Annotated in this window: 27 protein-coding genes; 13 read left to right on the top strand and 14 right to left on the bottom strand. The window is 46.6% G+C overall.

From position 1 onward, the window contains the following. Window positions 1-107: 107 nt before the first annotated feature. Window positions 108-2,276 (bottom strand): pentapeptide repeat-containing protein, encoded by a 2,169-nt coding sequence (locus OU814_RS20880; RefSeq protein ID WP_268241976.1) that lies wholly within the window; start codon window positions 2,274-2,276, stop codon window positions 108-110. Window positions 2,277-2,513: 237 nt separating this feature from the next. On the opposite strand from OU814_RS20880, the gene OU814_RS20885 reads away from it, so the two are divergent. After that, on the top strand, window positions 2,514-3,878 hold the full coding sequence (locus OU814_RS20885; protein WP_268241977.1) for a DUF2157 domain-containing protein: 1,365 nt from the start codon (window positions 2,514-2,516) through the stop codon (window positions 3,876-3,878). Window positions 3,879-3,901: 23 nt separating this feature from the next. On the opposite strand, the gene OU814_RS20890 is transcribed toward OU814_RS20885, so the two are convergent. Next, window positions 3,902-4,150 carry a hypothetical protein gene (locus OU814_RS20890; RefSeq protein WP_036044499.1) on the bottom strand — a complete coding sequence of 83 codons (249 nt, stop codon included), beginning with the start codon at window positions 4,148-4,150 and terminating at the stop codon, window positions 3,902-3,904. Window positions 4,151-4,388: 238 nt separating this feature from the next. On the opposite strand from OU814_RS20890, the gene OU814_RS20895 reads away from it, so the two are divergent. Beyond that, entirely contained in the window at window positions 4,389-4,562 is a 174-nt protein-coding gene (locus OU814_RS20895) for a hypothetical protein (RefSeq protein WP_017287183.1), read from the top strand. 122 nt (window positions 4,563-4,684) lie between these two features. Here the strand turns inward: OU814_RS20895 and OU814_RS20900 are convergent, their stop codons facing one another. Next, the gene (locus tag OU814_RS20900) at window positions 4,685-5,611 is read right to left on the bottom strand and encodes a carbohydrate ABC transporter permease (protein ID WP_268241978.1); all 927 of its coding nucleotides are present in this window, start codon (window positions 5,609-5,611) and stop codon (window positions 4,685-4,687) included. Between the two features lie 111 nt (window positions 5,612-5,722). After that, window positions 5,723-6,766 (bottom strand): glycosyltransferase 61 family protein, encoded by a 1,044-nt coding sequence (locus OU814_RS20905; protein ID WP_268241979.1) that lies wholly within the window; start codon window positions 6,764-6,766, stop codon window positions 5,723-5,725. Between the two features lie 344 nt (window positions 6,767-7,110). Between OU814_RS20905 and OU814_RS20910 the strand changes: the two genes are divergently transcribed. From OU814_RS20910 to OU814_RS20925, 4 genes are all read left to right on the top strand, one after another. Beyond that, window positions 7,111-7,965: a type IV pilin-like G/H family protein gene (locus OU814_RS20910; protein ID WP_268241980.1), complete on the top strand. Its 855-nt coding sequence runs from the start codon at window positions 7,111-7,113 to the stop codon at window positions 7,963-7,965. A 68-nt stretch (window positions 7,966-8,033) separates the two neighbouring features. Further along, window positions 8,034-8,657 carry a phosphoribosylglycinamide formyltransferase gene (gene purN, locus OU814_RS20915; RefSeq protein WP_225885708.1) on the top strand — a complete coding sequence of 208 codons (624 nt, stop codon included), beginning with the start codon at window positions 8,034-8,036 and terminating at the stop codon, window positions 8,655-8,657. Window positions 8,658-8,859: 202 nt separating this feature from the next. Then, complete coding sequence (locus OU814_RS20920) at window positions 8,860-9,798, top strand: branched-chain amino acid ABC transporter permease (protein WP_017287188.1); 939 nt, start codon at window positions 8,860-8,862, stop codon at window positions 9,796-9,798. 102 nt (window positions 9,799-9,900) lie between these two features. Next, window positions 9,901-10,485 (top strand): hypothetical protein, encoded by a 585-nt coding sequence (locus tag OU814_RS20925; RefSeq protein WP_017287189.1) that lies wholly within the window; start codon window positions 9,901-9,903, stop codon window positions 10,483-10,485. On the opposite strand, the gene OU814_RS20930 is transcribed toward OU814_RS20925, so the two are convergent. Then, window positions 10,482-10,913, bottom strand: coding sequence for an SRPBCC family protein (locus tag OU814_RS20930; RefSeq protein WP_017287190.1), 432 nt, complete (start codon window positions 10,911-10,913; stop codon window positions 10,482-10,484). The genes OU814_RS20925 and OU814_RS20930 overlap by 4 nt on opposite strands. Window positions 10,914-10,981: 68 nt before the next feature. Here OU814_RS20930 and OU814_RS20935 point away from each other — a divergent pair, with 68 nt between their 5' ends. After that, window positions 10,982-11,896 carry a HEAT repeat domain-containing protein gene (locus tag OU814_RS20935; protein WP_268241981.1) on the top strand — a complete coding sequence of 305 codons (915 nt, stop codon included), beginning with the start codon at window positions 10,982-10,984 and terminating at the stop codon, window positions 11,894-11,896. A gap of 102 nt (window positions 11,897-11,998) precedes the next feature. On the opposite strand, the gene OU814_RS20940 is transcribed toward OU814_RS20935, so the two are convergent. The 8 genes from OU814_RS20940 to OU814_RS20975 form a co-directional block, all read right to left on the bottom strand. Then, entirely contained in the window at window positions 11,999-13,285 is a 1,287-nt protein-coding gene (locus tag OU814_RS20940; protein ID WP_017287192.1) for an aminotransferase class I/II-fold pyridoxal phosphate-dependent enzyme, read from the bottom strand. 217 nt (window positions 13,286-13,502) lie between these two features. After that, window positions 13,503-14,390, bottom strand: a complete 888-nt coding sequence (locus OU814_RS20945) for a hypothetical protein (RefSeq protein ID WP_017287193.1) — start codon at window positions 14,388-14,390, stop codon at window positions 13,503-13,505. Window positions 14,391-14,429: 39 nt separating this feature from the next. Next, window positions 14,430-14,954: a hypothetical protein gene (locus tag OU814_RS20950; RefSeq protein WP_036044502.1), complete on the bottom strand. Its 525-nt coding sequence runs from the start codon at window positions 14,952-14,954 to the stop codon at window positions 14,430-14,432. A gap of 178 nt (window positions 14,955-15,132) precedes the next feature. Further along, window positions 15,133-16,197, bottom strand: a complete 1,065-nt coding sequence (locus OU814_RS20955; protein ID WP_268241982.1) for an aromatic ring-hydroxylating dioxygenase subunit alpha — start codon at window positions 16,195-16,197, stop codon at window positions 15,133-15,135. 95 nt (window positions 16,198-16,292) lie between these two features. Next, entirely contained in the window at window positions 16,293-16,544 is a 252-nt protein-coding gene (locus OU814_RS20960; RefSeq protein ID WP_190647697.1) for a hypothetical protein, read from the bottom strand. A 137-nt stretch (window positions 16,545-16,681) separates the two neighbouring features. After that, window positions 16,682-17,095, bottom strand: coding sequence for a DUF2752 domain-containing protein (locus OU814_RS20965; protein WP_017287198.1), 414 nt, complete (start codon window positions 17,093-17,095; stop codon window positions 16,682-16,684). 3 nt (window positions 17,096-17,098) lie between these two features. Further along, on the bottom strand, window positions 17,099-17,812 hold the full coding sequence (locus OU814_RS20970) for a DUF429 domain-containing protein (RefSeq protein WP_268241983.1): 714 nt from the start codon (window positions 17,810-17,812) through the stop codon (window positions 17,099-17,101). A gap of 6 nt (window positions 17,813-17,818) precedes the next feature. Continuing rightward, window positions 17,819-18,199 carry a hypothetical protein gene (locus tag OU814_RS20975; protein ID WP_017287200.1) on the bottom strand — a complete coding sequence of 127 codons (381 nt, stop codon included), beginning with the start codon at window positions 18,197-18,199 and terminating at the stop codon, window positions 17,819-17,821. A 169-nt stretch (window positions 18,200-18,368) separates the two neighbouring features. On the opposite strand from OU814_RS20975, the gene OU814_RS20980 reads away from it, so the two are divergent. From OU814_RS20980 to OU814_RS20990, 3 genes are all read left to right on the top strand, one after another. Continuing rightward, window positions 18,369-19,211 carry a fasciclin domain-containing protein gene (locus tag OU814_RS20980; RefSeq protein ID WP_017287201.1) on the top strand — a complete coding sequence of 281 codons (843 nt, stop codon included), beginning with the start codon at window positions 18,369-18,371 and terminating at the stop codon, window positions 19,209-19,211. Between the two features lie 175 nt (window positions 19,212-19,386). Further along, window positions 19,387-19,848, top strand: coding sequence for a TspO/MBR family protein (locus tag OU814_RS20985; protein ID WP_268241984.1), 462 nt, complete (start codon window positions 19,387-19,389; stop codon window positions 19,846-19,848). Window positions 19,849-19,895: 47 nt separating this feature from the next. After that, entirely contained in the window at window positions 19,896-20,774 is an 879-nt protein-coding gene (locus OU814_RS20990) for a carbon dioxide-concentrating mechanism protein (protein ID WP_017287203.1), read from the top strand. Between the two features lie 39 nt (window positions 20,775-20,813). Here OU814_RS20990 and OU814_RS20995 read toward each other — a convergent pair whose 3' ends face one another. Next, window positions 20,814-21,446: a DUF1294 domain-containing protein gene (locus tag OU814_RS20995; protein WP_017287204.1), complete on the bottom strand. Its 633-nt coding sequence runs from the start codon at window positions 21,444-21,446 to the stop codon at window positions 20,814-20,816. Between the two features lie 220 nt (window positions 21,447-21,666). Here OU814_RS20995 and OU814_RS21000 point away from each other — a divergent pair, with 220 nt between their 5' ends. The 3 genes from OU814_RS21000 (at window position 21,667) to OU814_RS21010 (ending at window position 25,611) form a co-directional block, all read left to right on the top strand. Beyond that, a complete protein-coding gene (locus tag OU814_RS21000; protein ID WP_268241985.1) occupies window positions 21,667-24,258 on the top strand; it encodes an adenylate/guanylate cyclase domain-containing protein in 2,592 nt (863 codons plus the stop codon). Window positions 24,259-24,484: 226 nt separating this feature from the next. After that, window positions 24,485-24,673, top strand: coding sequence for a hypothetical protein (locus OU814_RS21005; RefSeq protein ID WP_017287206.1), 189 nt, complete (start codon window positions 24,485-24,487; stop codon window positions 24,671-24,673). A 149-nt stretch (window positions 24,674-24,822) separates the two neighbouring features. Further along, the gene (locus OU814_RS21010) at window positions 24,823-25,611 is read left to right on the top strand and encodes a pentapeptide repeat-containing protein (protein ID WP_190779982.1); all 789 of its coding nucleotides are present in this window, start codon (window positions 24,823-24,825) and stop codon (window positions 25,609-25,611) included. Window positions 25,612-25,767: the final 156 nt, after the last annotated feature.

Here is a 25,767-nt window from a genome sequence, read left to right on the forward strand (position 1 = left end):
CTAAAATTTGTGCGATCGAGGGCTGCATTGATTTTAGAAGTAAAGAATTAAATGGCTCGTTTTTTTTGAAAATGGCTCCTCCAAAAGTAGAAAATTACGGCTCTATTCTACTTAAAGTAGATCAGAAGATTCAGTCCGGGAATCGTCCGTGAGAGAGTCCACAATAACAACGCAATGTACAGGGTGCCAAGCGACCACTGATACCAAACGAGAATCGACACGACGCTGGGTAGATGCTCGTCTCGAACGCGAATATCATTAAATCCGAAGCGAAGAAAATTGTTGAAGCTAAAGTCGAAATAATTGAGCCAATTCCACCGACGATCCCACAAGAGCGGTAAATAGCGTTCTCGAAATAAGGGATATCTCGGAATGGTTGGCAAGCGTCCGATTAAAATTCTCAACTGTCGTAATGTGCCTTCTTCTGCAAAGTAGCTGGTTTCCATTAAGGAGTGATAGCGACCTTGGCGATAGAGCAGCCCTAATAAAATCAACGGCACAGGGATCACGACAATCGACCACCACACGAGCGTAATCAACGGGCGGTCAGCCGATTGAAAAATTGCGGTCAACCCGAGTAAAAATAGCACGATCGAGAAACTGAGAACGGAAATGATCTCAGGGACGGTCGGCAAAATTGCTTTTGGATGCCGTCTTCGAGCGCGATCCACAGTCCAAAATAATACACTGAAGTACGCAACTGTAATTAAACCGACCCCGAAAATCAGCCAAAAACTGGTACCATTTCGAGTCAAAAGCAGCAGCGAATTTAAACTCAGCCAACGCACTCCTGTCGAAATTTTGCGCCAAAAATTTCGCACGGGCGGTAATGGATCAGCAGCAATCACGCGATCGCGAACATTAATGTAAGTGGCAATGCCAACCGGATCGAGTGTGAGTAATTCGGGCAAATTCCGAAACGGTTGTTCTAAGCGGCGTTGAATAATTGCACCAGCTTGGACTTCGCTAAATCCGATGTTTTTTAACTGGAGTAGAGAGGCGGTATTGAGATCGGTTCCAAACAGTTGACGTTGAAGCTGGCGCGATCGCAAACTCTGAGTCATGTAATCGATTTGATTCGCATCCGAGATCTGTTCTAATTTGCGGAAATTTCGCACCAATTCGCGTAATAAATTCTCATTGCCTTGCAAGGTTGGAACGGTAATAACGCGCCCAATTTGCCCAGGGTCGCCCAAAATTTTTGCTTTATCTGAATCGAATCGCAGCCCTGGAACGTTCAAATATGTGCCATTCATGAAACTGCAATAGCTAAAATCAGCACGATCGAGAATGGTTGCGCCGCGTAAATTGGCGAATCCATTAAATTGAGATTCTCGAAACAAGACCGCTTGATCAAACGTGGCATCGGTGAGAAAGAGCGATCGACTAAATTTGTTTTTACTAAAGAGCGCTTGGTCACGCCATCGGGTCTGAGCGAAGTCGGCATTGCCTTGCCATTGCACTTTCGTAAAATTCGCAGGCTGATAGAACGTGGCTTGATTGAAATTTGCCGTATTTTGGAATTCTGCACCTTGAAAGTTCACATTGCCCCGAAATTGAACTTGATTGAATTCTGATTTTGCAAAAAAGATCGCATTGCGGAACTGCACTTCTCGCCCAAAATTTGCACTCGCAAAGTTCATGGGGAGACTAAAACGAGTCTGAGAAAAGTCGGCTCCAGCGGGAAATTGTGTGCCTTGGGCTTCGACGCGATTGAGGAAAAAAGTATTCGAGAAGTCGGCAAAGCCGTTGACTCGCGTTTGCACCAGTTTCAAGGGCGCACGAAAGACTGTCAGTTGAAGTGGTGCTGCGGTTTCGACCGATTTTGGAGTAATTAAAAGCGACTGTGAAAGGGTGCTTAATCGATATAAGCGTCGGCGATCGCGTTTCAATTGCGCTTGTTCAGTCAGCGTAAATAATTTAGATAAGGCTTCTCCGTCATACAGGGGCGCACGCAATCCCAGTTTGCTAGTGGTAAAGTCTCCATCAATAACTGAATTGCTTAAATCCAATCCGACGGGCACGCCTGGCGTTTGAAGCTGTGCTTGCACCAGTCGATAAAACTGATCTCGGAAGGCTGAATTTTCGGGGCGTAGATCGATCGTCATGCGTTTGAGATCGACCATGCGCGTTCCTTCACTCGGAATTGGCGTACGCAATCGTTCTTGCAATAATTCCAATGTCAAAGGCGTTCGCTCGAATTGCGCTGCCTGAGTCGGGAGTGCTGGAACGAACAGAATCAAAATCGCGAACAGCAGGGCAAAGAACGATTGCACAACAAATTTTAGAGACTGCGATCGCTACTTATACCAGATCTCGGTCATGTTGCTTGCAAGGACATTGCTGTGAGGGGTTGGGCGTTTGCGAGATTTGCGATGTTAACGATCGCGTAAAGTTTTCCCACCCCGATTTCTCAAATGCCATAATCTGAGGAGATTACTGAGATCAGGTCGCCTCACCTGAGAGAAGCCCCCGTATTTCCCCGGTTTCGTTTGACTCTTCTCGATTGGTTTATGCATTCTGAAAAATTTCGGCGACAGTTGCGGCAAGAGGCGCAGCACTGGAGAGCGAATGGTGACATCTCCGAGTCGCAATTTCAAAAACTCAGCGATCGCTATCAGTTCGATCAAGTCGATCACGCAAGTCGCTTCACTCTAGTCTTATTAGGATTAGGGTTGAGTTTTATTGGAATTGGTGTCGTCACGTTCATTGTTGCAAACTGGAACGGGATTTCGCACCTCGGCAGAAGCGTGCTGTTACTCGGACTCTTCTTTGGGCTGAATGGCGGTGGACTGGCACTCTGGAAACGCTCGAAGTATCAGCGATTTGGGGAAATATTGCTGCTCTTTGGCGCAGTTGCATTGGGGGCAAATCTGGCGCAGTACGTGACTGGATTTGCTCTATTTTTGGGTTGGGGAATTGGATGTTTAGCGATCGCTTACGGTTTAAGACTCAAGGGATTAGGAATTTTGGCGATCGCTTTAATCGGAATTGGCTACTGGACAAGTTGGAGTCAAATTTATTTCAGTCCCACGGGCATCGAAATGATCGGATTGCAAATGCCGATCGTGTCTGCCATTCTGTTTTTGCCGTTGGCGTATTGGTGTCGATCCAGGGCGATTTTTTTACTCAGCGCGCTCGCGATTCATTCTGCATTGTTGAGCAGCTTAGCGGCAATTGTCACAAAAGCAAGTGTTTTACCTGCGCTCCTGAGCATTCTTCCAGCGGCATTGCTGTGGTCGTATGATGATTCGCTTTGGAGTTCTGGCAAATCATTTCAACAGATCGCGCGTCAACTTGCCGTGTTATTTCTCGGCGGATTGTTCTTCTGGTTTTCGTTTCATTGGGTCTGGAATGGCAGTCTGACGTGGTACACCAGAATTCCAGAATGGCGATCACTTCCGAGTGTTGTCTTGTTTGCAGGAATTGCGATCGGACAGTGGCTCTATATGCTGAGGAACGTCAGATCGATGAATTTTAATACCATCGGAATTGGATTCAGCATTGGATTCAGTACGATCGTCAATTTTTGGCATTTGCGCATTCAGCCCTTGCCGATTTTTGCGCCCATTCTCTTCAATGTGCTACTGATTGGACTTGCACTTGGATCTGTGCGAACCAGTTTAAGCAATGGAAAACGTCGCGCGTTTTGGTTTGGAATTCTCTTATTGGGTTTGCAGATTGTGAGTCGATTGCTGGAGTATGAGACGACAGTTTTGATGAAATCTTTCGTCTGCGTTGTCTGTGGCGTAAGCGCTATCGTAGCTGGACTCTGGTTTGAATCTCGACTGCGCTCAAATATGAATTCGATGGCGATCGCGCGATCCGATTACAAATCAGAGAAGCCGCCCAAATCTCCTATGAGCGGGAGAATTTAAGCGGCAATATATCGGAAAAATTTTTATTCTTGCGATCGCTTGCGTTGGCTCCAAGTCGCACCTACTGCGGCTCCCGCTCCCGCTACCATTCCAGCAATCATTCCTTCACTCGTTTTCTTCAACGGATCTTGAGTCAGACATTGATCAGTAACAACTTTTTCCTGCATACACTGATTGCTATCTGCCCAACTTGCAGACCCGCCCAACACAACACCAGCAGCGCTACAGACTAACACGACAATCCAGACCGGGGGGTGTTTTTTTCTAGTCATACCAATTATTTGGAGGAGGATACTATCGGGACAGTACACATTACTTTACCCGCCAACCGGATTTCTCCTAACGCTTTATATAAAGATTCGGTGTATTTTTTTAGACAAATTTAATCTACCAAAAGGTAGAAATACGCAAAGTTAGAACCCATCGGGAATTGCCCGTTTTCTCGCAAATCTGACTAAAATTGAAGAATGCTTAACAATTGAACACGATCGATAAATAGGAGCTTCAGGAATGGACGCAGAAACAATTAAAGAACGGATAAAACTGATCGAAGGTAAGCGAGAATCATTGCTGAAACTGATGGAGCAACCGAATTTAGGCACGTTGCGGATTGATGTCAATCAAGCACTCGAAGAAATGGATATTTTGATTGACGAATTTAAGCAGACGTTTCCCGACGCTTAATTGAGTCGTTCACACCAATCAATCTGATAGGGAGCTAGGGAGCAATCTGCATCTGGTTTCTCCCCACTCCCTACTTCGCAACATCAAAGCGATTGACGATCGATTCACAATCTTCAGCAACTTCACTCCTCATTCGGTCGCTCCGCTTCACGCAGCGATCGCAGTTGCCAATAGACCAACAGCAACGCCACAATCAGCAGAATTGTTGCCGCTGCCGCTGCATAGCCAAAATCAAATTGAGCGAACGCCTGATCGTAAATAAAGTAAACGAGCAAGTTGGTGGAATTCATGGGACCACCGCCTGTGATCACATAAACCTGCTCAAAGCTTCGCAGCGTGAAAATTGCCGTGGTGACTGTGACAAATACGATCGTGGGACGCAATCCTGGCAAAGTCACATAGCGAAACTGCTGCCAAGCATTAGCTCCATCGAGTTCCGCCGCTTCATATCGACTGATCGGAATCGTCTGCAATCCCGCCAAAAACACGACCATATTGAATCCAATCTGCTTCCAAATACTCAGCAAAATCAGGACAGGCATTGCCCAAAACGTATCTTGCAACCAAGGAACCGCAGGAATATTTAACGCTGCTAATCCATCATTCACGATTCCATCGGTTTGAAAGAGCCAGCGAAATCCTAAACCGACTGCAACAAGTGAAGTAATCGAAGGAATGAAATAAGCGGCTCTGAGCAATCCTCGCAGCGCAATGGATTGATTTAGCAACACAGCTAATCCCAACGGCAACACTAGACTTGGGATGACTGTTGCGATCGTAAAGTAAACCGTATTCCCCAAAACTTGCCAAAAATCGGGACTGAGCAGCAATCGCCAATAATTTCGCAATCCGATCCAGCGCATTCCTGCTCGTGTAAAGCTATCGGTCGTAAAGCTCAGAAAAAATAAATATGCAATGGGATACAGCACGAAAATTCCGAGCAAAATCAATGCAGGAGCAAGGAAAACCCAGGCTGCAACTGTATCTCGATCAAGCAGGCGTGAAAATCTGGAATCACTAGGAATTTTGGCGTTAAGGGGTGAACGCATAACGATCGAGCCAATGAATAGGACTACTTTAAGACAGAAGTTAGACAATGCAAAACATTGGCTGCATTCGCGCTGAGTGCGATGCTTTCAATCTTGAGTCTTATAGCTTATTTAACTCCGAGCACTAATCATATCAAGAGTTCTGGCTAAGTCTTCTAGGCTAATTTCAAATCCATTTGCCACCTGGTTGCCAACCACAAAACTATATTTAAGTCCTAGGCAATCTGCACATTCCTTATAGACGTTGTTAAATCGATAAGGAGGTTGCAGCGTTAAAATTGCCCCGGATTCCCTCAGCGTGAATAATCCATGTGCCAATTGGCTCCCTTCAACTCCAACCACGATTTTCGCACCCAGAGTTTGGCGAACAATCTCAGTTGCAGAGGTTTTTTCAGGATCGACAATGATAAAACCTTGATTTCTGAGGAATTCTGCGATCTGATTCTCATTGACTAGGAGTCGCTGGATTCTAGGATTTCCGCGCAGCAACATGACTCCTTCAACCGTTTGATGGGAAGACAAGCTGCTGAACTTAGAGCGGATGTATTCATACCGTTCACGTTTATATTGATTTTGTCCAAAATCTTCAAAAATGGTCAATTCCTTAATTCTGGCTTTACTCACTGGAGTACTGTGAATGTTAAGAAGATGGCTATATTCCTGTTGATGATTCGTTAATTTTTGAGCGGTTCTGACCGCTTGTGCAAACTGTTGCGCTGCCAAGGTCAAGGTTAAATCATCTCTGACCCAATGACCAAAATATAGATTGCCGACAAAAGTACAGGCTAGAGCAGCTTCAGGAATATTTTCTAGTTCTCCTGATCTAAAAAAGGATTCCTTAGCGGTTGTGAGCGGATACTTCATTGCCCCTTTGTACATATACCCATCGTAAATTGTCACATCCTGCAATTGGTATACGATAGTCGCCGCATATTCCTTCACACCCTCTTGAACTCTTTGCAGTTCAGCAGTGTAAGTTGTGTCTTCTTGAACACCCGTCACCTTATGTAATTCCCCGTCTAAATAGATGGCTGAAGGAGAGAAGAACTTCTTTGAAGGAGAAAGAGTCCATTGCTTGACACACAGATCTTCGCAAGTCTTACGACCCGCTAGAAGACGCAATCCTCGTTGATTTAGAAGAGCTAGATTGAGCATTGTAATACTCCTTCCATGCACTGATGTACGGATGTAAATAATCACATCAAAATATCTCCGTATAGTATGCTCATATATTTGGATTCGGAACGAAAAAACTCGGTGGAAGACAAAACCGCCGTTTTAACGAAAAAATCACAGTCTCGAAAACTTCTAGATTGACTTCGCAATCCAATTCCTTTAAAACACTGCTTCTGTAGCTTTGGGTTGCGATGGATTTTCCGGTCGGAGTTGGTTACAGAAAGTACAATCTGGATGGCAAAGCCCGTTCAGAGGAAAATCTGCAACGGGAAGGCTATCGAGACCTCCGCAGATGGGGGCAGGCAACGGTTTAGGGAAAAAGAATGATGAAAACAATAGGCTGGATGAGTGGATTGATCGGTGTCGTTTTGATCTCGCAGAGTGTAATGGCTCTGCCGACCACAGAAGCTGTGCAAACTTCGTCGATCGCTGGACGCTGGCAAGGCACATTTAACGACAAATATCCGATGAGCTTTTTATTTTCCCCAGAAGGGAAGCTCGTTATGGTATTTGGAATGAATGGCGCTGAGCCGACTGTGCTTGCAGGCACGACCGTAAACTATAAAGTCGATGCAACGACAAAGCCGATGCATCTGGATATCACGATTCCGGATGCGAAAGAACCCGTTTTGACGATCGCGGATTTGCCGGATCCGCAAACGCTGCAGATTCAAATGAGCGATACGAATCCAGGAAAACCACGTCCGACAAAGTTCACCGATCAGACCAAAATGCAGAAAGTCAGCGATCGAGCGATCGAGCCGTTAGATGCTGCAAAATTTACTCAAGCTGCACAATCTTCTGAAGCAGAAGGACGCATCGTGATGCAGGCGTTAGCTCAATCCGCATTGTTCTCGACGGTTGAATCTGGCAAATTTCCAACGACATTAGAAGAATTGGGATTGCCGACGAACAATACTGCAAACTACCGCTATCAGCTTCAAACTCAGCCGAAGCAAATCACGATCATTGCGCGTCCTAAAAAAGCCAATCTCAAAAGCTATATCAGTGTGGTCGTCACAGGCACTGAGCGTAAAATTGATTTTGCATCGACTACGGTTTGTCAGTCTGTTCGTCCCTCTTTATTTGCTCCACCCCTTCCACGTCTGGGGTCTCCTTTTGCGCCAAATGATAGTCGAGCGGTCTGCGGCCTTGGTTCAGAAGCGGTGAAGTTTTAAGAAATTGTTTCTAGATACGATCGCAACAACCACGGTAAACTGAGACGCTACTTTCCGAGATGGCTCTCATGGCTACGCTGATTTCTCCTGACCATTCTGAATTCCCACCGCACCCACGGCTGAAATTAGGCGTGATGGCTTCAGGCAGTGGGAGTAATTTTGAAGCGATCGCACAATCGATCCAAGATGGGCACTTGAATGCAGACATTCAAGTCGTGATTTATAACAATCCCGATGCCAAAGTTGCTGAACGTGCCAACCGATTCAGCGTTTCATCCGTTTTGCTGAATCATCGAGAATTCGACAGTCGAGAAGACCTCGATCAAGCGATCGTCAACACGTTGAAAGATCATCAAGTCGAATGGGTGATTATGGCAGGCTGGATGCGGATTGTTACGCCTGTATTGATCAATGCTTTTCCGAATCGGATTTTGAACATTCATCCGAGTTTGTTGCCGAGCTTTAAAGGAAATCGGGCGGTTCATCAAGCCCTAGAGGCAGAAGTTAAGATCACAGGCTGCACGGTTCATTTAGTGGTTCCAGAAGTCGATAGCGGCAAAATTATCATACAAGCCGCTGTTCCTGTACTCGAAGACGATACCGTCGAAGCATTGCAGGCTCGCATTCATGCACAGGAACATCAAATCTATCCTGCTGCAATTGCGATCGCTGCGATACAGGCCTCCCACTGATGCCCATTCTCATCAGTCTTAAGGATGATGTGAATGCCGTTTTGAGACGGCATGATATGAACAGATTGAGAAGCTCATCGTCTAACACAAGGGCAGTCCAAACCGGGTAGGGACTGCTTTTTTATTGCCAATTTTTCAGAACGCTTTCCAAAGCCACCTAATTCAGGCACAATCTAGCGTTATTGCGTTATCAGTGCCGCGAATGGATGCGTTTTTTGCTCAATTGGCTCAATTAATTGTCAACGGAATCTCGGTTGGAAGTATTATCGCCCTGTCTGCGGTCGGTCTGACGCTGACGTATGGAATTCTGCGTTTATCGAATTTCGCACATGGCGATTTCATGACAATGGGAGCCTACTTCACGCTGTTATTGAATGCGTTCGGCATCAATATTTGGATTGCGATGATTCTGTCGTCGATCGCGACTGTTGGAGTCACCCTGATTTGCGAAAAGCTACTCTGGGAACCGATGCGACAGAAACGCGCCACAGCGACTACCTTGATTATTATTTCGATCGGGCTGGCGTTATTTATTCGCAACGGCATTATTTTGTTTTGGGGCGGTGGGAATCAACGGTACAATCTTGCCGTGAATCCAGCCTTATCGTTTCTGGGAATTACGCTCTCGTTTAACCGGATATTAGTGATCTTATTAGCGATCGTCGCTATTGCCGGATTGCACTATCTGTTGCAAAACACCAAAATCGGCAAGGCAATGCGGGCAGTCGCGGATGATTTGGATTTAGCACGAGTGACGGGAATCAATGTTGATCAAGTCGTGATCTGGACTTGGGTGATTGCAGGCAGTATGACGGCTTTGGGCGGCAGTATGTTAGGACTGGTTGAAGCGGTGCGCCCGAATATGGGCTGGTTCTTGATTTTGCCGTTGTTTGCGTCGGTGATTTTGGGAGGTATTGGCAATCCTTACGGTGCGATCGCGGGCGGTTTGGTGATTGGGATTGCTCAAGAAGTTGGTGCGGGAATTTCGGATTTGTTAACGCCTTGGGCTGGAAATCCGATCGTCGATGTGATCGTCAATACGCGCATTTTTACGGCTCAATACAAACTCGGATTTGCCTTGTTTATTATGGTGCTGGTGTTGTTGTTCCGTCCGCAGGGATTGTTCAAAGGTACAACCTAGCAATTTATTCTCTAGATTTGAGAAAATCTCAGCCGCACGGTTTTCAATGATTTGAATCGAGAAATTTGGGGACACTAGGCACAGTCTTCTCAATCTTTGAATATGCAATACCCTTTAGAACTAACGTTCAAATTCTGGTCGCTGACTCCTCAAATGACGATCGCTGACGCTCAAGGAAACCCCTATTTCTATGTGCGTCAGCAACTCTTCCGCCTCAAGGAAGTGATCAACGTCTTCGCTGATACCCAGCGATCGCAAGAACTCTTCACGATTAAAGCCGATCGAATTATCGATTTTTCAGCCCGCTATAACTTCTCAGATCCCAGCGGCATGGTCGTTGGAGCCGTCAAGCGTCGGGGATTGCGATCGATTTGGAAGGCGCATTTTGATGTGTTTGATGGTGATCAAATTGTGTTCACGATCGAAGAAGAAAATCCTTGGATTAAGGTGATCGACTCATTGTTGTCTGAGTTACCTTTCGGCAACTTTTTCACGGGTTACTTGTTCAACCCGACCTATCTTGTGAACCGTCCGGGTGCAGGAACGGTGATGAAATTATCTAAGCGCCCGACGTTCTGGTCGCGTAAATTTATCATTCATCAAGTCGATCAAATCAGCGATCGCGAACAGGCTCAAATTTTGTTGAGTTTGATGATGATGATTCTGTTAGAACGCAATCGCGGCTAACGCATGGCATAGTCTCGAAATCGATCGAGGTCTGCCTGAATGGTCGATTCCACAAAACGACCGACAAAGGGTGTATTCATCACCCGCGCGAGCAATTCAGGCACTGCGTAGGAAATGGTCATTTTTACAATTGTACTGGTCGCGCGATCGTAAAATCGAATGGCTCCGCGATTGGGCAAACCATCGATCGATTCCCATTGAATAATTTGATTGGGAATTTGTTTGGTAATTTTCGACTTCCAGCTAAATTGCAATCCTGCGGTTGAGAGCGTCCAGCGTGAGAGTTCGGGCTGATTCTCTAAAACTTGCACCGAGGTAATCCAATTCATCCAATTGGGAAGCTGCTCTACATCTGCCCAAAGCTGCCAAACTCGGTCAATCGGCTGTTCGACTTCGACTTGAACCGTATGCTCTAACCATTCAGACATGTTAAAAAATCCAGCAATTGTGCCTATATAAGACAAAATATTAAGGCTGAATTGCAAGGATTGGGGTTATGGTTCAGAGTTTAATTGCGATCGCGACTTTCATGGCAGTGATTAGCGGCGTGATTTTTGGGGTGGCTCGATTTGAGAAATCGACCAAGCAAGAAGATGAGATCGAATTGATCACTCAACCAACTGTGAGTGAACCCAGTCCTCCAGAACCGCCTAAACCTGTGGTTTCAGAATCAGTGGAGCCTGAATCTGTCGTCTCTGAAGCTCCTGAAGAATCGATTCCTGAACCGAGTGTTCCAGAAGTGACGGAATCTGAGCCTGAATCGACTGTGGCTGAGGAATCCGTGAATGAGCTAATTTCTGAACCTGTAGCGCCAGCGATCGACGTTGACACCCAGATCGAGCCAAGAGATGAAGTTGAAGACATCATTCTTCCTCCGGTGATTCAAGATCCGGCTCGGCAAGAGTTGCTCGAACCGAGAGCTGCAATTGCGGAGATTATCATTCCACCGACCATTCAAGACCCGAAACGCCCGAATGACGGCAAACTCGAAGATTTGACGCAGGAGATCCTTGCCTGGGGGCAATCGAAAGACCTGAAGCATCTTGCAAAACTCATGCAGTATGCGACGCATTCGGATGCTATCGTGCGCAGTCACGTCGCAACTTCGTTAGGTCGTATTGTCAGTGCTCATCCGATGCGGGGAGATGTTGAACGATCGATTCCGGTGCTTGGTAAACTGACCAATGATTCTGATGTGAAAGTTCGGGTGTATGCGGTTCAATCTTTAGGAACGATTCGATCTCAGGAAGTTCTGCCGTATCTGGAACAAGCGTTGCGGAGTCCGTCAGGTAGTGTGACAAAAGCCGCCAACCGTGCCCTGCAAAACCTAAAATTGCAGTATGGCAAGCCTCCCTCGGTACAAGTTGCGCAGCAAATGTTAGAAAAAGTAAAAAAGCCAAGTAGAGTGTGATCCACTCGTGCTCCCAGGAGCCGAATTGATTGAAATCATTCAAAAACTAAGCCCCCCAGTCTTTAGAAAAACTAGGGGCTTAATCGTTGCAAGAATTTTGAACTAAGCGCTAATCGTTGCAGCTTCTTGCTTGTACATCATCTCCCGCACTTTCACCATTCCAGCGACGAGTTGATCCATCTCCTCGCGAGTATGCAGCGCATTCACGGTAATCCGAATTCTTGGCTTCGCAATAAACCAGATCGGAGACACCCAAATTCCCAAATCGAGCAACTCCCGCGCATACATCTTCGGATTCATCTCAGGCGGAAGCAAGACTGGAACCACATTCGTTTCCCCGATCGCTTCAAATCCCTGAGCCGCCAAGCGCGATCGCAAATACCGCGTGCTTTCTTGCAACCGCGAAACCAACTCAGGCTCCTTCTGGACTTCCCGGAAACTCTGCAACGCAGCAGCCGTCAAAGGTGGAGCCAAAGAACAAGTCCCGATCGAAGTCGGCGAACAGTTCATCAACGGCTTCAACTCCGCCACATGCGTACTGATTGCCGCTCCTACTGAAGCGCCGAATTTTGCAAACGTCGAGAGAATTAACGGATTAATCCCGCGATCGATCGCATCCTGTGGCTTCAAGCCAAAATGCTCATAAATTCCGCGTCCTGTCTTACCGAGCGCTCCTGTTGCGTGCGCTTCGTCCATCAGCAGCGTACTATCGGGATAATTCGACAAAATCTCGATCATCTCTGGCAATGGAGCAATATCGCCATCCATTGAAAATACTGCATCCGACACGACCATAATGCGATCGCCCGGCTGAGCATAGCGCTTTAACTTACGCGCCAGATCTTCCATATCGCAATGGCGAAACGCTTTCACTCGCACTCTGGGACTATAGCCGAAAAGTTTCCCAGAACGAGTTCCCGCATGAGCCAGAGCAGACACGATACAGCCGTGATTTAGCACATCCGTCATGATCAGAGTTTCGCGCGTATGTTCAAACCCTGGAACCGGAATCGCTAAATGGCAAAACGCATCCATCAACGCCTGCATTCCCATCCAAGCATTGAGAAAAAGCTGCGTATGAGGCAAATGCTTAAATTTCGAGACCTCATCTTCAAGCTGGCGGTGCAAATCGATGCGACCACTCAACACCGAAGTTGAACTGTTTGACGTGCCGTATTGAAAAATCGAATCGATCGCAGCCTGCTTCACCGCTTCATTTTGAGTCAAGCCCAGCACATCGTTCGTGCAAAACGTTAGAACTGTGCGTCGTTTCCCGGTTTCAGCCTCCTCAATTTCCACCATGTTTCCCTGGCGTTGATGACAGAGATACTCATCCGGGTCGAGTTCACTTTCATACCAACGCCGCACATATTCCTTAACAACTTGCACAGTTTACTCCTCTCACCTGCATGACGTTCGCAATTTGCTTCTGACTCAACAGTATATTTGCCTATGATGAATTTCGCTCATAAATCAGGCGCAATTCTGATTGGCATGTCTCAAATTATTAAGACGTGATAACAGCTTATCAGGACTCATAGAAATCCAAAAAAAACAGCGATCGCAATTCGGTGTGCGATCGCTATTTCTGAGGAAGTCAATCCCCCTAGATTTCTGCGACTGCCCGTTCTACAAGACGGCGTGCAAGAGTTTGCGTTCCCGTGTGGGTGTAGTATTTCACGGCAACATCGAGAAATGCGCCCACATAGTCGAGTTTGTCAGCAGAAACGTCTACAACCCCTCGAACGCGATCGAGTAGGGTTTGCTGGCTCAAATTGCGGGAAGAGACAAAATCGCCCATCCAACCTTTCACCGAATCAAAACTCTGTCCAATAAATCCTAGTTTGCCAGCCGCATCATTGCCAGGGATCAAAGATTGGACGCTGCTGAAGGATTGATTCTTCTCCAATTCTTGAGGGGTGGTATTGCTAATCGTAGACAGCCCCTTCTGGATAAAATCGCCCCCTAAAGGAATCAATCCGTCAAAACTGACCAATGCCGCCATCCGCATCAGCGATTCGCCGCTGTAGTCTCCTAAAGACGCGAGAAAATCTCCAATGCTGTCGCCTGGAATTCCATTAATTTGGCAGAAGGCAACGAGTTCGACGACGAGTTTGACGCATAAATCGATGCTTTGGGCTTTTTCGGGTTTCGGAGTGAGATTGCTCAAAAAGCCCAAGAAAGAGATATCTTGACCGACTTTATTTGCCAGCGCTGCCGCTCCTAGCGCACCTGCGGCATTATCGACTGTTTGGTAAAGCCACATTGCCCGCTGATAGCCTTGGGATTCGTCGTTGTAGAGATACACAGCGCGTTCCCCGATCGCTTGAATCATGCTCTCGTCGGTTTCGCCTGTGACAACGCGAATGGTATTGGTGAACCCAGTGAGATTCTGCCATTGTCCAGGAACGAGAAAGTCCAGTGCATGTAAAGCCTTGACCGTCGTGCCCCCGGTGGGAAGTTCGTCTACCAGTTCAAAAATCGGTTTACTCATAAACAACCTATGATGAAAATTTCAGAAGCAAGGCTCGTCTTAGCTTTTTAGCTGAGAGAGTCCTTTGAGATCGAATTTCGAGATCCACTGTTCGCGATCGGCTTTCGTAAAGGCAGGATCACGCGATAGCACTTTAACTTGATACTTGCCGACCAAGACTCCCGTTTGGGTATTTCCCATCGTCATGGCGGGGAAGCCGTTAATCTTCTCAGTTGTGTTTTGATACTTTGCAGCAGCAGCGGGCAGGCTGGAGGTATCCGAGATCGACAACATTGCCAAATCTTTTCCGTCTTTCTTCAATTTGGCTTCAGCAAATCCTTTTTTCTCTTGGGTATAAACCCGTTCATATCCTGCACCCGGTTTCGGGAAATACTTGTTAAATTGGCTGCCTTGGGTTGCATCTTTCTTGACTGCAACGACACCGGGTTGGTTACTTTCCTTCTGGGCTTCTGCAAAACGAGAAGGTTCTTTTGCTGTGCAGCCGCTAATGAATAAGGCGATCGCTAACATCATGGCGACGATCCCACGCCGCCAATTTGTGAAAGTCAATGCTTGGTGTCTCATATGGAGTGTTGGAAATTGGACTATACGATCGATTTACGCTGTTGCCTATTTTGTTGCAACCGACCCAAGTTAGAGATGGCTACGATCGCTACAAAATTTAGAGGCTCCTTGTTAATGTAGAAGGATTTAAATCGAATTTCACGCGATCGCAGTACTTTGCAATGAAAGGAGAAAATTGTTATTGATCGGTGTTCCGATAGCGATCGTACTGCTTCACAATCAATCTCTGAATGGCAATAATCGCGGGATTCACTTCAACATAGCGGCGCTGAGGATCTTTGAGATAGTTTTCCTGCTCGGATTCGATCATTTCAATATCTTGATGCAGGAATGGCAAGAACAATAGATGTAAGATTAGCGGCTGCAATGCTCGACGGAGTGGATTGAGCAACCAGGTTGGTATCGGAAGTCGCAAAAAGAACAATGCAAATGATCGACTCTCGGTTCGGGAGATGGGCAGTCGCATCAAGTAGAGTGAGGAGACGTTTTCGAGTTTATTAATGTAATTTGGATACTGATAATCGATCGAAATTGTCTTGGTTGTAATGCCGCCATCTTTGCTAAATCCAAGTAGCTTTGTGAGCAACCCGCGATAAGAAACCCGGTACTCCGCAAGGATCGATTCTTCAGTTTCGCCAAGCTTGATCAGGACAGGATCAAACCAGCCTTGTAAATTTTGATGGAGGTAGCCATGAAAGACATCCATCGTGTTTTCGTTGCAAATCGAGAAGTGGGCTTTGAACGCAGCCCCAAGCGGAATCATCAGACAATTCGGATCGTCGTATTCAGGGATTTGAGGAGGGGACTGGGTTGCAGCTAAAGCACGATCGCCGGGGAAAATCCAAATCAAGCCATATTTTTCCTGAACGGCAAAGGGTTTCATCTGAGCGCAGGGAAGCTTTTGCCCTTGATTCCAGTAGGGAATTCCAACACATTCGCCTTGTCCGTTAAATTCCCAACCGTGGTAGCCACAGACGATCGCATCGCCTTGCACTTTGCCTTTATCCATCGCAACGCCTTTGTGGGGACAGACATTTTCGACGGCTTGCACTTGGTTTTGAGAATCACGATACAGCGCGATCGATTGATTCCAAATGCGGATGGGTAAAATCTTTCCGGCTTTCAAATCATGCGCCCAAGCGACGGCGTACCAATAATTTGGGTTAATTCCAACTTCGCGAACTCGATTTTGGATGGTCTGACCCTGTAATGATGTGGAAAGTGTATTTGCCAGTTCGAGCATCACTTAATTCTTCCTCTGGAATCCGTGTGACTCATCCTAGCAACAAAAAAAGGGGCAGACCTTCCCCCTTAACTTCAAGTTGAGAATTACTGTCCTCAAGTACCGCGCGCCAGAATACGGATGAGAATATTCGCAGCGATCGCGACTGACCAAATGATCATGATGTTTTTGAGGTTGTGGCGATCGACGTTCTGCCAGCCCCAAATGAATGTATAAATCCCGCAAATAATCCCAAAGATTCCCCAACCTACACCCTTATCAGGAAAGAGTTTGATCAGAACAAGAATCAAACACACCAAACTTGTAATCGACGCAACAATGGCAATTAGCCCGATTAAAGGTTCCATTCACACGCTCCTCAAGCAAACTATTTAGTAATAAAACCATATAAGTGCTAACTTGACCGTGTTGTTTAAACTACTTCATCATCGCCGAGAGAAATTTGATGTAGTTTCAGAGCGTATGTTGCTGTATGTCTAATTTGTTACATGACGAGCTGATAAAGTGCGTCTCTAGAAAACAACAATCGAGCTAACCAATAGCCTAAGAAACTCCCTGCTAATAGAATCGTCAAACGATGCCGATAGTCTAATTGCTCCAAGAGTTGAACGAGTGTTGAGCGTTTTGAGTGAGGTAACACGATCGCACTGATTATCAATCCGCCACTGAGCAACACGATCGGTGCAAACGCATGAATTTCTAGCGCATGATGAACGTGTCCCTGCATCAGCGCGATCGTCGCGCGAGACAATCCACATCCCGGACAAGGCACCCCTAACCCATGTCGAATCGGACATTGCCAACTCGGTAGTCCCAATGTGATCAAACCTAAGTGCAGTACTCCGAATCCCATTAAACCGAGACAGATTTTTCGCGATCGCACCAATGCAGCAAACATAACTCAAATGGCTGTGGGTACTACAATATAGCCCGATTCTCGATCGCCCAAAACTAAATTCTTTTCAGTTCCCCAATACCACCAATACGCAGCAACATAAGCACAGATCAAACTATCCAGTTGGTCTTCTAATGCTTTGAGATCAGTGCCTTTAGTTGGAATTTCAGGCAGCGTTGTAATGTTTAATCGCGGTTCTATGTGAGGTAATTTCTCTAAGATCAATTGCCTCAATTTTGCTAATCCCAGTTTGCGATCGCCGATCGCTCCTTTTTTGTATTTCAGAATCTGATTTAACCCAAACAAATGAACCATAGCTGGATGCGGAAACACTTCGATTTGATAGCGTCCTGGCACTTGAGCTTTAATCGTTGGCGCATGTTCAAATCCGCGCGCTTCTAAACTTAGACCGACTTCTAAAGTGCGATCGACAAATGCTAAACCTAAATTTGCCGGATAAGCTCCCGCATGATATTTGCCAAAATACTTGTGCGTTAAGCGATCGGGAACGCGGCTCCCGGTTTGATTTGGAATCAGGGTGGGAGCATCAACTGCAACAATTCCATCAGTCGGACAATAGCGATCGAGCCAATCGAAAATATCAGCGATCGTAGTTTCCCGACGCAGATCACACACAACCAATTCCTGATTGACAAATTCCAAGCAGCACAAACCGCTCGGATTTGCACTCCAGGCTAAATCAATCCCCAAACATCTCACAAAAAACTACCGATGTTCTTCCGTTCTCAATCTTTCGATTTCCGCCCGAATCGCGGCTAACTGTGCGGTTAGCTCTTGTAATTCAAGTTGAACTTCAGGTGATGCAGGTTTAACCTCGGTTGCGGTTGTGGGCACTGTTGTCGATGCAGAACTCATTTCACTGCGTTTTTGAGCAATGAAATTATCAACATAGTTCCGAGCTTCGATCTCGGTCACTTCCCCTTTTTCTGCCCATTCCTGCGTCAGTTCTTCTAGATCAGTCTTGAGTTTCGTTAAATTTGCTTCCCGTCTTTGAGGATCTTGCAGGATTTCGACGAGTGAAGCGGTTGCGCCAAGCGTCACTCGAAAACTTTTTTGTAATAGCCGAACAACAGTATCAGTCGTCATAGATATCTTGTAATTCAGTGATTTGATCTTACTGTAATCGTTCTAGAGTCGGGTTAAATATTCACGATCGCACAGTCTTAATTAAGAGGATCGGCGTAGTTCATTGGGGGGACGAAAACGTGCGAATTCTTGCTTAGGGTATGAAGCGAAGTGTTCAAAATTACTAACAATGAAACCATCTCTTAAGTTTCTAACGGCTGGCATCCTCAGTTTTAGTTTCGGTATTGCCTTACCTTCATTAGCGCAAAGCGATTTCACTCCTAGCCCTGCGAATACACCAGCGAACGCTCCCCAATCTCCTCCTCCCGCCAATCGCGATACAGGTGTTCCGCCAGTTCAAACTGCCCCGAACAGCGAAACGACTCCCTCCAACGATCGCGAAAGTGCTCCTAACACTTCCCCAAATCAGAATCTTCCGGGCGATCAAAATCAAAGTGTTCCCGGTGTCGTCACTCCTGCAAATCGACCCACGGGTGAATCCTCGCCGACAGGTAACACTGGAACGAATTCCTCTGCTTTCTCAGGTTCAGAAAATCAGTCGATCGATCAAATTGTCCGTACCAATCGCTCATTTGAATTGTTCAATGCGCTTTTACGGGTGGCAGAATCCCAAGGAACGTTCGCTGGACAATTTGCAGGAAGTTCTGACTACACGGTATTTGCTCCGACGGATGAAGCATTAGCAGCAATTCCGGCTGAAACTTTTAAGGCGTTAGTCCAACCTGAGAATCAAGATGTGTTGGCGCAAGTGCTGGCAAATCATGTTGTGCTAGGGAAAGTTTCATCGAGTGATTTAGCGCAGCAATCAGTGCGATCGCTTGCAGGCAATCCGCTGACGGCTCAAGGTGGTGCAGGCGCTTTGACCGTTGGGAATGCTCGTGTGCTTGGAGCAGATATCTCGGCTGAAAACGGGACGATTCATGCCGTTGATCAACTGATTCTGACTCCTGACTTGCAATCGAGATTGGCGAATTTAGCGCCACGAGCTTCGGCTAATCCAGGGGTTCGATAAATTACATTCATTTGTAATTGCTAAAATCTCTTCCCTGAATCTCCTAGATATCGGAGCTTCAGGGAGAACAAGTCGATCGCATTCGAGTGAGCAAACAGAATTCACTCTCACGATCGAGTTCTCTGAGTCTCCCCTCTGACACAATACTAATCGAATAGATTTAGAGCGAGAAATTATGCTTCCTTCGTGGTTAGTCATTGGTGGGGTCACATTTTTGATTGCGTTAGGGAGCAGCTTTCTCCGCCCCAAAGATGTCAAATGGTTCAATCGCTTACAGCGTCCAAGATGGCTGACCTTTGAAAAAGCAATTCCGCTGATCTGGACAATTGTATTTATCTGTGGCGCATGGTCAGCCTACATTGTTTGGGAAATGACCCAAAGCTGGCAGACCATGGCACTTTATATTCTGGTTGAAGCTGTAATCGTTGCCTATTCTCCTGTCTTGTTGTGGACTCATAGTTTGCGAAACGGCACGATCATAGGTGGACTTGGATTTCTGCTCGGCTTATTCCTTGCGGTTCTGGTTTTCCCAGTTTCAACTACTGCCGGGCTTTTACTGCTGCCATACTTAATCTGGAGTCCGATCGGAACGTACACTACTTGGGAAATGGGAAAACTCAACCCCGAATCGTTTTAAATCATTCGTAACGTTAAGATGAGAGTGATATTGTTGCCTCAGTGCCCATGAACCGCCAAGATCCCTACGTTGACTCAGCCCTTGGTCTCGTTTCGACCCAAAGCTTCCCCGCGATCGTGGGTACGGCTGACATGATGTTAAAGTCTTCCGGGGTGACGCTTGTCGGTTACGAAATGATTGGTGGTGGCTACTGTACTGCTGTGGTTCGAGGCGGCATTTCCGATGTACGACTTGCCGTTGAAGTCGGAGCCGATTTGGTGGAGCAATTTGGCATGAAGGTTTCGACGATCGTCATTCCTCGCCCGATGCCAAATTTAGATGCAGTTTTACCGATCGGCAGCAAACTCGCAGCGATGATCGGCAATCAAGGCACAAGTCAATTTCGCAATATGGCGGTCGGATTGCTTGAAACCCGTGGTTTTCCAGCGATGGTAGCCGCAGCCGATGCGATGTTGAAATCGGCAGATGTGACTTTGACTGCTTATCACACGATCGGAGATGGTCTGTGTACTGCGATCGTTCGGGGAACGGTTGCGAATGTCGCGATGGCGGTTGATGTTGGAATGCAAGAAGCTGAGCGAGTCGGCGAATTACATTCAGTCATGGTGATTCCGCGTGCGCTAGACGATTTAGATCAGACTTTACCGATCGCGTCTTGTTGGGTCGAAGAACTCAAACCGCTACAGATTCCGATTACGGTCAAAGAAGTCGAGAAACCATTGGTTGCACTGCCTGAACTCGCGAAACCTGAGCCGTTAGAGTTGCCTGCTCAAGTTGAAAAAGCATTACCGGAAGCACAAGCGGCGGAGTTTGAACTAGCGACCGAGGAAAAAGAAGCCCTTGAACTCACGCAACCCGAAGCCCCACTTGAGAAGTTAGAACTGCCTGAACCTGAATCTCCTCCTGAAAACCAAGAGGAAAGCTAGTGTGAGAATGCGGATGCAATAACGCTCGATTAAATATTGCTACATAAATGATTTAGCCAGGTTTCTTCCTAGAAAAAGCCAGTCGAACCAGAAGATCGAATGCAGAGCAACGATCGAGCAAAACACCAATTGATAAGAAGTTTTACGAGTTTTATGTCGAAAAACTTGCTGCGCGACTAGTGCCCCAATCCAGCCGCCAAACAATTCGGACAGATGCAACTGAGCCTCTGGAATTCTCCACGCTTTTGAGACAGCGCGATTTTTATCTTCGCGGTACAGCAGAAATGTCAGAATTCCAAGCGCTATGTAAGCTAACGCTGGAAACGCATTGCGAGTTCTGAACATAAAATCGAACGCTCCCCACATCGGCAGAATCGAGAGCAAAGCGGGTGCAGGTGAAAATGAACTTTGGTATTTAGGTGCTTTTTTTGACACGACCGGAGATTGGATTGGAGGTTTCGGTCTATCTGTCTCGAACCAAGCGTTAGAGGCGCGTAATCTTCCTTGTTCGTCTCGTTCAAGATGAAAGTAAATTACATCTCCAACTTGAGGACGGTAAGAACTTTCTCGAATTGCTGTGATGTGTAGAAAGATCCGTCGCTTACCCACACTGGATTCAATAAAGCCAAATCCTCGATCGTCTTTCCAAGTCCTCAAAATCCCTCTCTGCATAAATAAATTCAGTCTTTTTAGAGTTCAGTTGCTTAGTCTGCCCAATCTGACTCGGTCAAGAAAACTTGAGCTTACAGCATCAAAACTTCAGCTTTAGGGAACTCTGGAAGAAGTCTACGGATCGGTTCGACCGTCTTGCTCTTTCAGATTGCGTAGGTTCATTGAGTGCTCAATTCAATGTGCCTGTTATAAGTCCCTTTAACTGAATCCTGCACCGACTATGACTTCCCTTTCTTCGCATCTGCCCGACCAGCCCCGCTCACTGCAAAAAGACCCTCAAACTATTACAATCTCGGTCGATTCTCCAAAACTCGACTCTAGTCTTGCAGTCACTTCGGGAGGCGGACTTGCGCCGAAAGGTAAATTCTCGTCTTTTCTTGCTCCTCTCACCCAGGACAAATTCAAAGAAGTTGTTCACGAAGTCGAACACAAATTAAAAATCGTCAATCAAACCCTCTCAATGCTCGACGCGCAAGGGTTTGACGCGATTTTAGAAGAAATGCTCAATTCGATCACAGCGAAAACGGGAGAACTGCTCAACGCCGATCGCACTACGATCTATCTTCTCGACGAAGAGAAAAATGAGCTTCATACCACCGTGAATGAAGGATCAGGACGCTCGTATGAAATCCGCTTTCCCGCCGATCAAGGCATTGCTGGAGAAGTTGCAACGTTCAAACGTCCCGTCAATATCCCTTACGACTTTTTCGACGATCCCCGCTCCACGCAAGCCAAAATTCAATACAACAAAACTGGCTATCGCACCTACACAATGCTGACAATGCCCTTGCTCGGCGAGCAGGGAAACCTCGTTGCAGTCGTGCAATTGATTAATAAACTCCGTCCAAAATGCGATCGCACACTTCCCCTCGATGAAATCATTGCTCTAGAAGGCTTCACCACCTATGACGAAGAAGTTTTCCGAGAATTCGCTCCATCGATTCGGCTAATTCTGGAATCTTCGCGATCGTTCTATCTCGCCACCCAAAAACAACGCGCAGCAAATGCCCTGATCAAAGCGACTCAATCTCTCAGCCAAAGTAGCTTAGACCTTGATGACACTTTGAAACGAGTCATGGACGAAGCGAAAGCGCTCATGAATGCCGATCGCAGTACGTTGTGGTTAATCGATCGCGATCGCAATGAAATTTGGACACGCATTCCCACTGCTGACGGAGCCATGAAAGAATTGCGCTTACCGATCGGCGTTGGATTTGCTGGACAAGTTGCGGCATCCGGTGAAGTCATCAACATTCCGTTTGATTTATACAATCGAGAAGGCGCTGAGACGGCTAAGAAAACGGATCAAGCGAACGGATATCGAACCTGTAGCCTTCTCTGTATGCCCGTTCGCAACGCAGACGGAGAATTAATTGGAGTCACGCAGCTCGTCAACAAAACGAAAAAAGGCGAATTCCCGCCTTACAGCCCCGAAGATTTTCCTCAAGCTCCAGAGCGTTGGAGAGCGAGCTTCAACCGCAGCGACCAGGAATTCATGGAAACCTTCAACATTCAGGCAGGGGTCGCGCTCCAGAATGCCAAACTGTTTGAAACGGTGAAGCAGCAAGAACAAATGCAGCGAGACATTTTGCGATCGCTGACCAATGGCGTAATTTCAACCGACAAAGAAGGAAATATCATTGCGGCAAATGACAGCGCCAAGAAACTCCTGGGATTACAGCAAGAAGACGCGATCGAAGGACAAGCAATTACGAAGTTAATCAAACTCGAAAAAGGTAGTTTCTATCATTGGTTTAATCAATCGATCAGTGCTCGCAGTCGAGAGCAGTACTATCCCGATCAGACCTTGCAGCCGATTCGAGGCGAAGAGCAGCATAGTATTAACTTGTCGATTAATACGATCGCAGATGCGACTGATGCTCAGCGAGTGTCAGGTGCGCTGATTGTGATGGATGACATTAGCGATGAAAAGCGGCTGAAAAGTACGATGTATCGCTACATGACTCAGGAACTCGCAGAACAGCTTTTAGAAAATCCTGATGCCGCAAAAATGGGTGGCGATCGCAAAGATGTCTCGGTTCTGTTTTCAGACATTCGCAGTTATACAACCTTGACCGAAACGCTCAAAGCAGAAGAAGTGGTCGAAATGCTCAATCAGTATTTCGAGTCAATGGTTGAAGCCGTGTTCATGCACAAAGGCATTCTCGATAAATATATTGGCGATGCAATCATGGCAGTGTTTGGCTCGCCTTTGCCTTTGGATGACCACGAATGGATGGCAGTTCAAACCGCATTAGAAATGCGCCAGCGATTAGCCGCATTCAATAAATTGCGGCATGGTCGCAATGAACAAACGATCGATATCGGCATCGGTATCAACTCCGACACCGTGATCAGTGGCAACATCGGATGCAGTAAGCGAATGGAATTTACTGCGATCGGTGACGGTGTGAATCTCGGATCGCGGCTCGAAGGCGCGAGTAAAATCTATGGAACCGATATTGTGATTAGTGAGAGCACCTATCGTCCTTGTGCCGATCGCGTTTGGGCAAGAGAACTCGACTTTATTAAAGTCAAAGGCAAAAACAAACCTGTTGCAGTCTACGAACTCGTTGGGCTGAAGTCTGACCAGATTTCAGATGAGAAAAAGCGAGTGATTGAGCATTATCACTTGGCACGAAAGCATTACTTGGATCGCAAATTCGCCTTTGCCGTTGCTGAGTTTGCTTCTGTTCTAGAAATCGACAAACAGGATAAAGCAGCATTACTGCATATGAAGCGGTGTGAACATTGGCTGACAACTCCCCCTCCGGAACAGTGGGATGGGTCTTGGTCACTGACTGAGAAGTAGACCTGCATCTCAAAATAAAAGTTTCGTATAGCAGTTACACTCTCCTAAGAGCGATGCTATTCTGAACCCAGGCATCAGCGCGTCGTCTACTCAGGTCATGCGATTTTCTGGTCGTAAGAGCTATAGTGGCGGTATCAGAGGCATGTACTTCATGTACCTGAGGATCGAATAATCCTCTAGTGTTTCACAATCGTTTTTTTGCAGCTCATCAACCCCCAGTTTACTTATGTCTTCTTCTAACTCAAACGGTCACCCTGCTTCCATCGCGATCACTTCTGACGATGAGCAGATATCAGGTGTGACGACTAGCCCAGCGAGTCGAGAAGCGCTGATTCCGAACAATCTCAGCAGCAACAAGCGAGCAATTATCGAGCGGTTAATCGAACTTCATCAGCACAACGCAAATCGACGTTAAGCTTTTTATTCCAGAGGACTGAGGAGTAATCCGGAATTGCGATCGTGCCCTACATGTGCGATCGTAAAATTTATACTACAATGTAATTCCTAACGTCTGCTGATATCAGGATTGTTTCTATCTTCGCTGAGACCGACAATCCTCTCAAATTGTCATTCGGTTCTTACGAAATTCGTAAAGGCTGTTTTGTATTCCTAACTGGGCAACGTCCAGATGTCCCCACATGGTCTCAGTTAGGCAAGGCATATATGATGACCAAAGATCACTCGCTTCAACTTCTTCTGAATTTAATCGAGCAAGTTAAGACCGCTGATACCGACGACTTTTTTGATTTAGCACAGATCGCTGGATTGAACCCGCTGCAAGACTTTTCGGAAGCAGACTTAAGCGGGATTGATCTGCGATCGAAAAACATGACAAATGCAGATTTAATCGAAGCGACGCTCATTGGTGCAAACCTGATCAGCGCAGACTTTACGGACGCTCGACTGATCAGCAGTAAACTGAGTCAAGCTAACCTGACTGACGCAACGCTCACGGGTGCATCTCTGATCAACGCCGATTTATCTGGCGCGATTTTAGTGAATGCGACGTTAGATAATGCAAATCTAACAGGTGCAATCTTGACGCAAGCAAAATTAAGTTTTGCAGATGTGCGTCGATCGACGTTGACGAGCGCTGATTTAACTGCAACAAAACTCAGCGAAACGAATTTAAGCTATGCAACTTTGCGCCGGGCACATCTGACGAATTCAGATTTGAGCGGTGCTAGCCTATACGGAGCAGATCTGAGTGGTGCAGATTTGCGAGGTGCAGTGCTTGCAGATACCAATCTGATCGGTGCAAATGTAGAGCGGACTCGATTTAACGAGCCTCGCTGGTTTTCTAGAGAAATGAAGCGAGATTTGACTCAAAGAGGTGCAATCTTTGAGGTATAGCCAGGCTAGGCGTTTACCGCGACAAATCTGATAAGGGATAGGGAGTAGGGAGAACCCAGACTGAGATTGCTCCCTATCTCCCTATTTCTCCCATTCCTTCACACCCCACACCCCACATTCCACGCCCTTGACTAGCCGAAATTTTCTCTCAGTCAT

It is taken from the genome of Leptolyngbya sp. GGD (genome assembly GCF_026735145.1).
GTDB lineage: Bacteria > Cyanobacteriota > Cyanobacteriia > Leptolyngbyales > Leptolyngbyaceae > Leptolyngbya > Leptolyngbya boryana.

Bases quoted from the DNA above. Each gene is read 5' to 3' on its own strand.
- OU814_RS20905 (WP_268241979.1), bottom strand. From the start codon at position 6,766: ATGCTCAATCTAGCTCTTCTAAATCAACGAGGATTGCGTCTTCTAGCG.
- OU814_RS20930 (WP_017287190.1), bottom strand. From the start codon at position 10,913: ATGTCTGAATGGTTAGAGCATACGGTTCAAGTCGAAGTCGAACAGCCG.
- OU814_RS20975 (WP_017287200.1), bottom strand. From the start codon at position 18,199: ATGACGACTGATACTGTTGTTCGGCTATTACAAAAAAGTTTTCGAGTG.
- purN (WP_225885708.1), top strand. From the start codon at position 8,034: ATGGCTACGCTGATTTCTCCTGACCATTCTGAATTCCCACCGCACCCA.
- OU814_RS20985 (WP_268241984.1), top strand. From the start codon at position 19,387: ATGCTTCCTTCGTGGTTAGTCATTGGTGGGGTCACATTTTTGATTGCG.
- OU814_RS20935 (WP_268241981.1), top strand. From the start codon at position 10,982: ATGGTTCAGAGTTTAATTGCGATCGCGACTTTCATGGCAGTGATTAGC.
- OU814_RS20955 (WP_268241982.1), bottom strand. From the start codon at position 16,197: ATGCTCGAACTGGCAAATACACTTTCCACATCATTACAGGGTCAGACC.
- OU814_RS20960 (WP_190647697.1), bottom strand. From the start codon at position 16,544: ATGGAACCTTTAATCGGGCTAATTGCCATTGTTGCGTCGATTACAAGT.
- OU814_RS20980 (WP_017287201.1), top strand. From the start codon at position 18,369: ATGAAACCATCTCTTAAGTTTCTAACGGCTGGCATCCTCAGTTTTAGT.
- OU814_RS21000 (WP_268241985.1), top strand. From the start codon at position 21,667: ATGACTTCCCTTTCTTCGCATCTGCCCGACCAGCCCCGCTCACTGCAA.
- OU814_RS20990 (WP_017287203.1), top strand. From the start codon at position 19,896: ATGAACCGCCAAGATCCCTACGTTGACTCAGCCCTTGGTCTCGTTTCG.
- OU814_RS20900 (WP_268241978.1), bottom strand. From the start codon at position 5,611: ATGCGTTCACCCCTTAACGCCAAAATTCCTAGTGATTCCAGATTTTCA.
- OU814_RS20910 (WP_268241980.1), top strand. From the start codon at position 7,111: ATGATGAAAACAATAGGCTGGATGAGTGGATTGATCGGTGTCGTTTTG.
- OU814_RS21005 (WP_017287206.1), top strand. From the start codon at position 24,485: ATGTCTTCTTCTAACTCAAACGGTCACCCTGCTTCCATCGCGATCACT.
- OU814_RS20995 (WP_017287204.1), bottom strand. From the start codon at position 21,446: ATGCAGAGAGGGATTTTGAGGACTTGGAAAGACGATCGAGGATTTGGC.
- OU814_RS20945 (WP_017287193.1), bottom strand. From the start codon at position 14,390: ATGAGTAAACCGATTTTTGAACTGGTAGACGAACTTCCCACCGGGGGC.
- OU814_RS20895 (WP_017287183.1), top strand. From the start codon at position 4,389: ATGGACGCAGAAACAATTAAAGAACGGATAAAACTGATCGAAGGTAAG.
- OU814_RS20885 (WP_268241977.1), top strand. From the start codon at position 2,514: ATGCATTCTGAAAAATTTCGGCGACAGTTGCGGCAAGAGGCGCAGCAC.
- OU814_RS20925 (WP_017287189.1), top strand. From the start codon at position 9,901: ATGCAATACCCTTTAGAACTAACGTTCAAATTCTGGTCGCTGACTCCT.
- OU814_RS20950 (WP_036044502.1), bottom strand. From the start codon at position 14,954: ATGAGACACCAAGCATTGACTTTCACAAATTGGCGGCGTGGGATCGTC.
- OU814_RS20920 (WP_017287188.1), top strand. From the start codon at position 8,860: ATGGATGCGTTTTTTGCTCAATTGGCTCAATTAATTGTCAACGGAATC.
- OU814_RS20965 (WP_017287198.1), bottom strand. From the start codon at position 17,095: ATGTTTGCTGCATTGGTGCGATCGCGAAAAATCTGTCTCGGTTTAATG.
- OU814_RS20890 (WP_036044499.1), bottom strand. From the start codon at position 4,150: ATGACTAGAAAAAAACACCCCCCGGTCTGGATTGTCGTGTTAGTCTGT.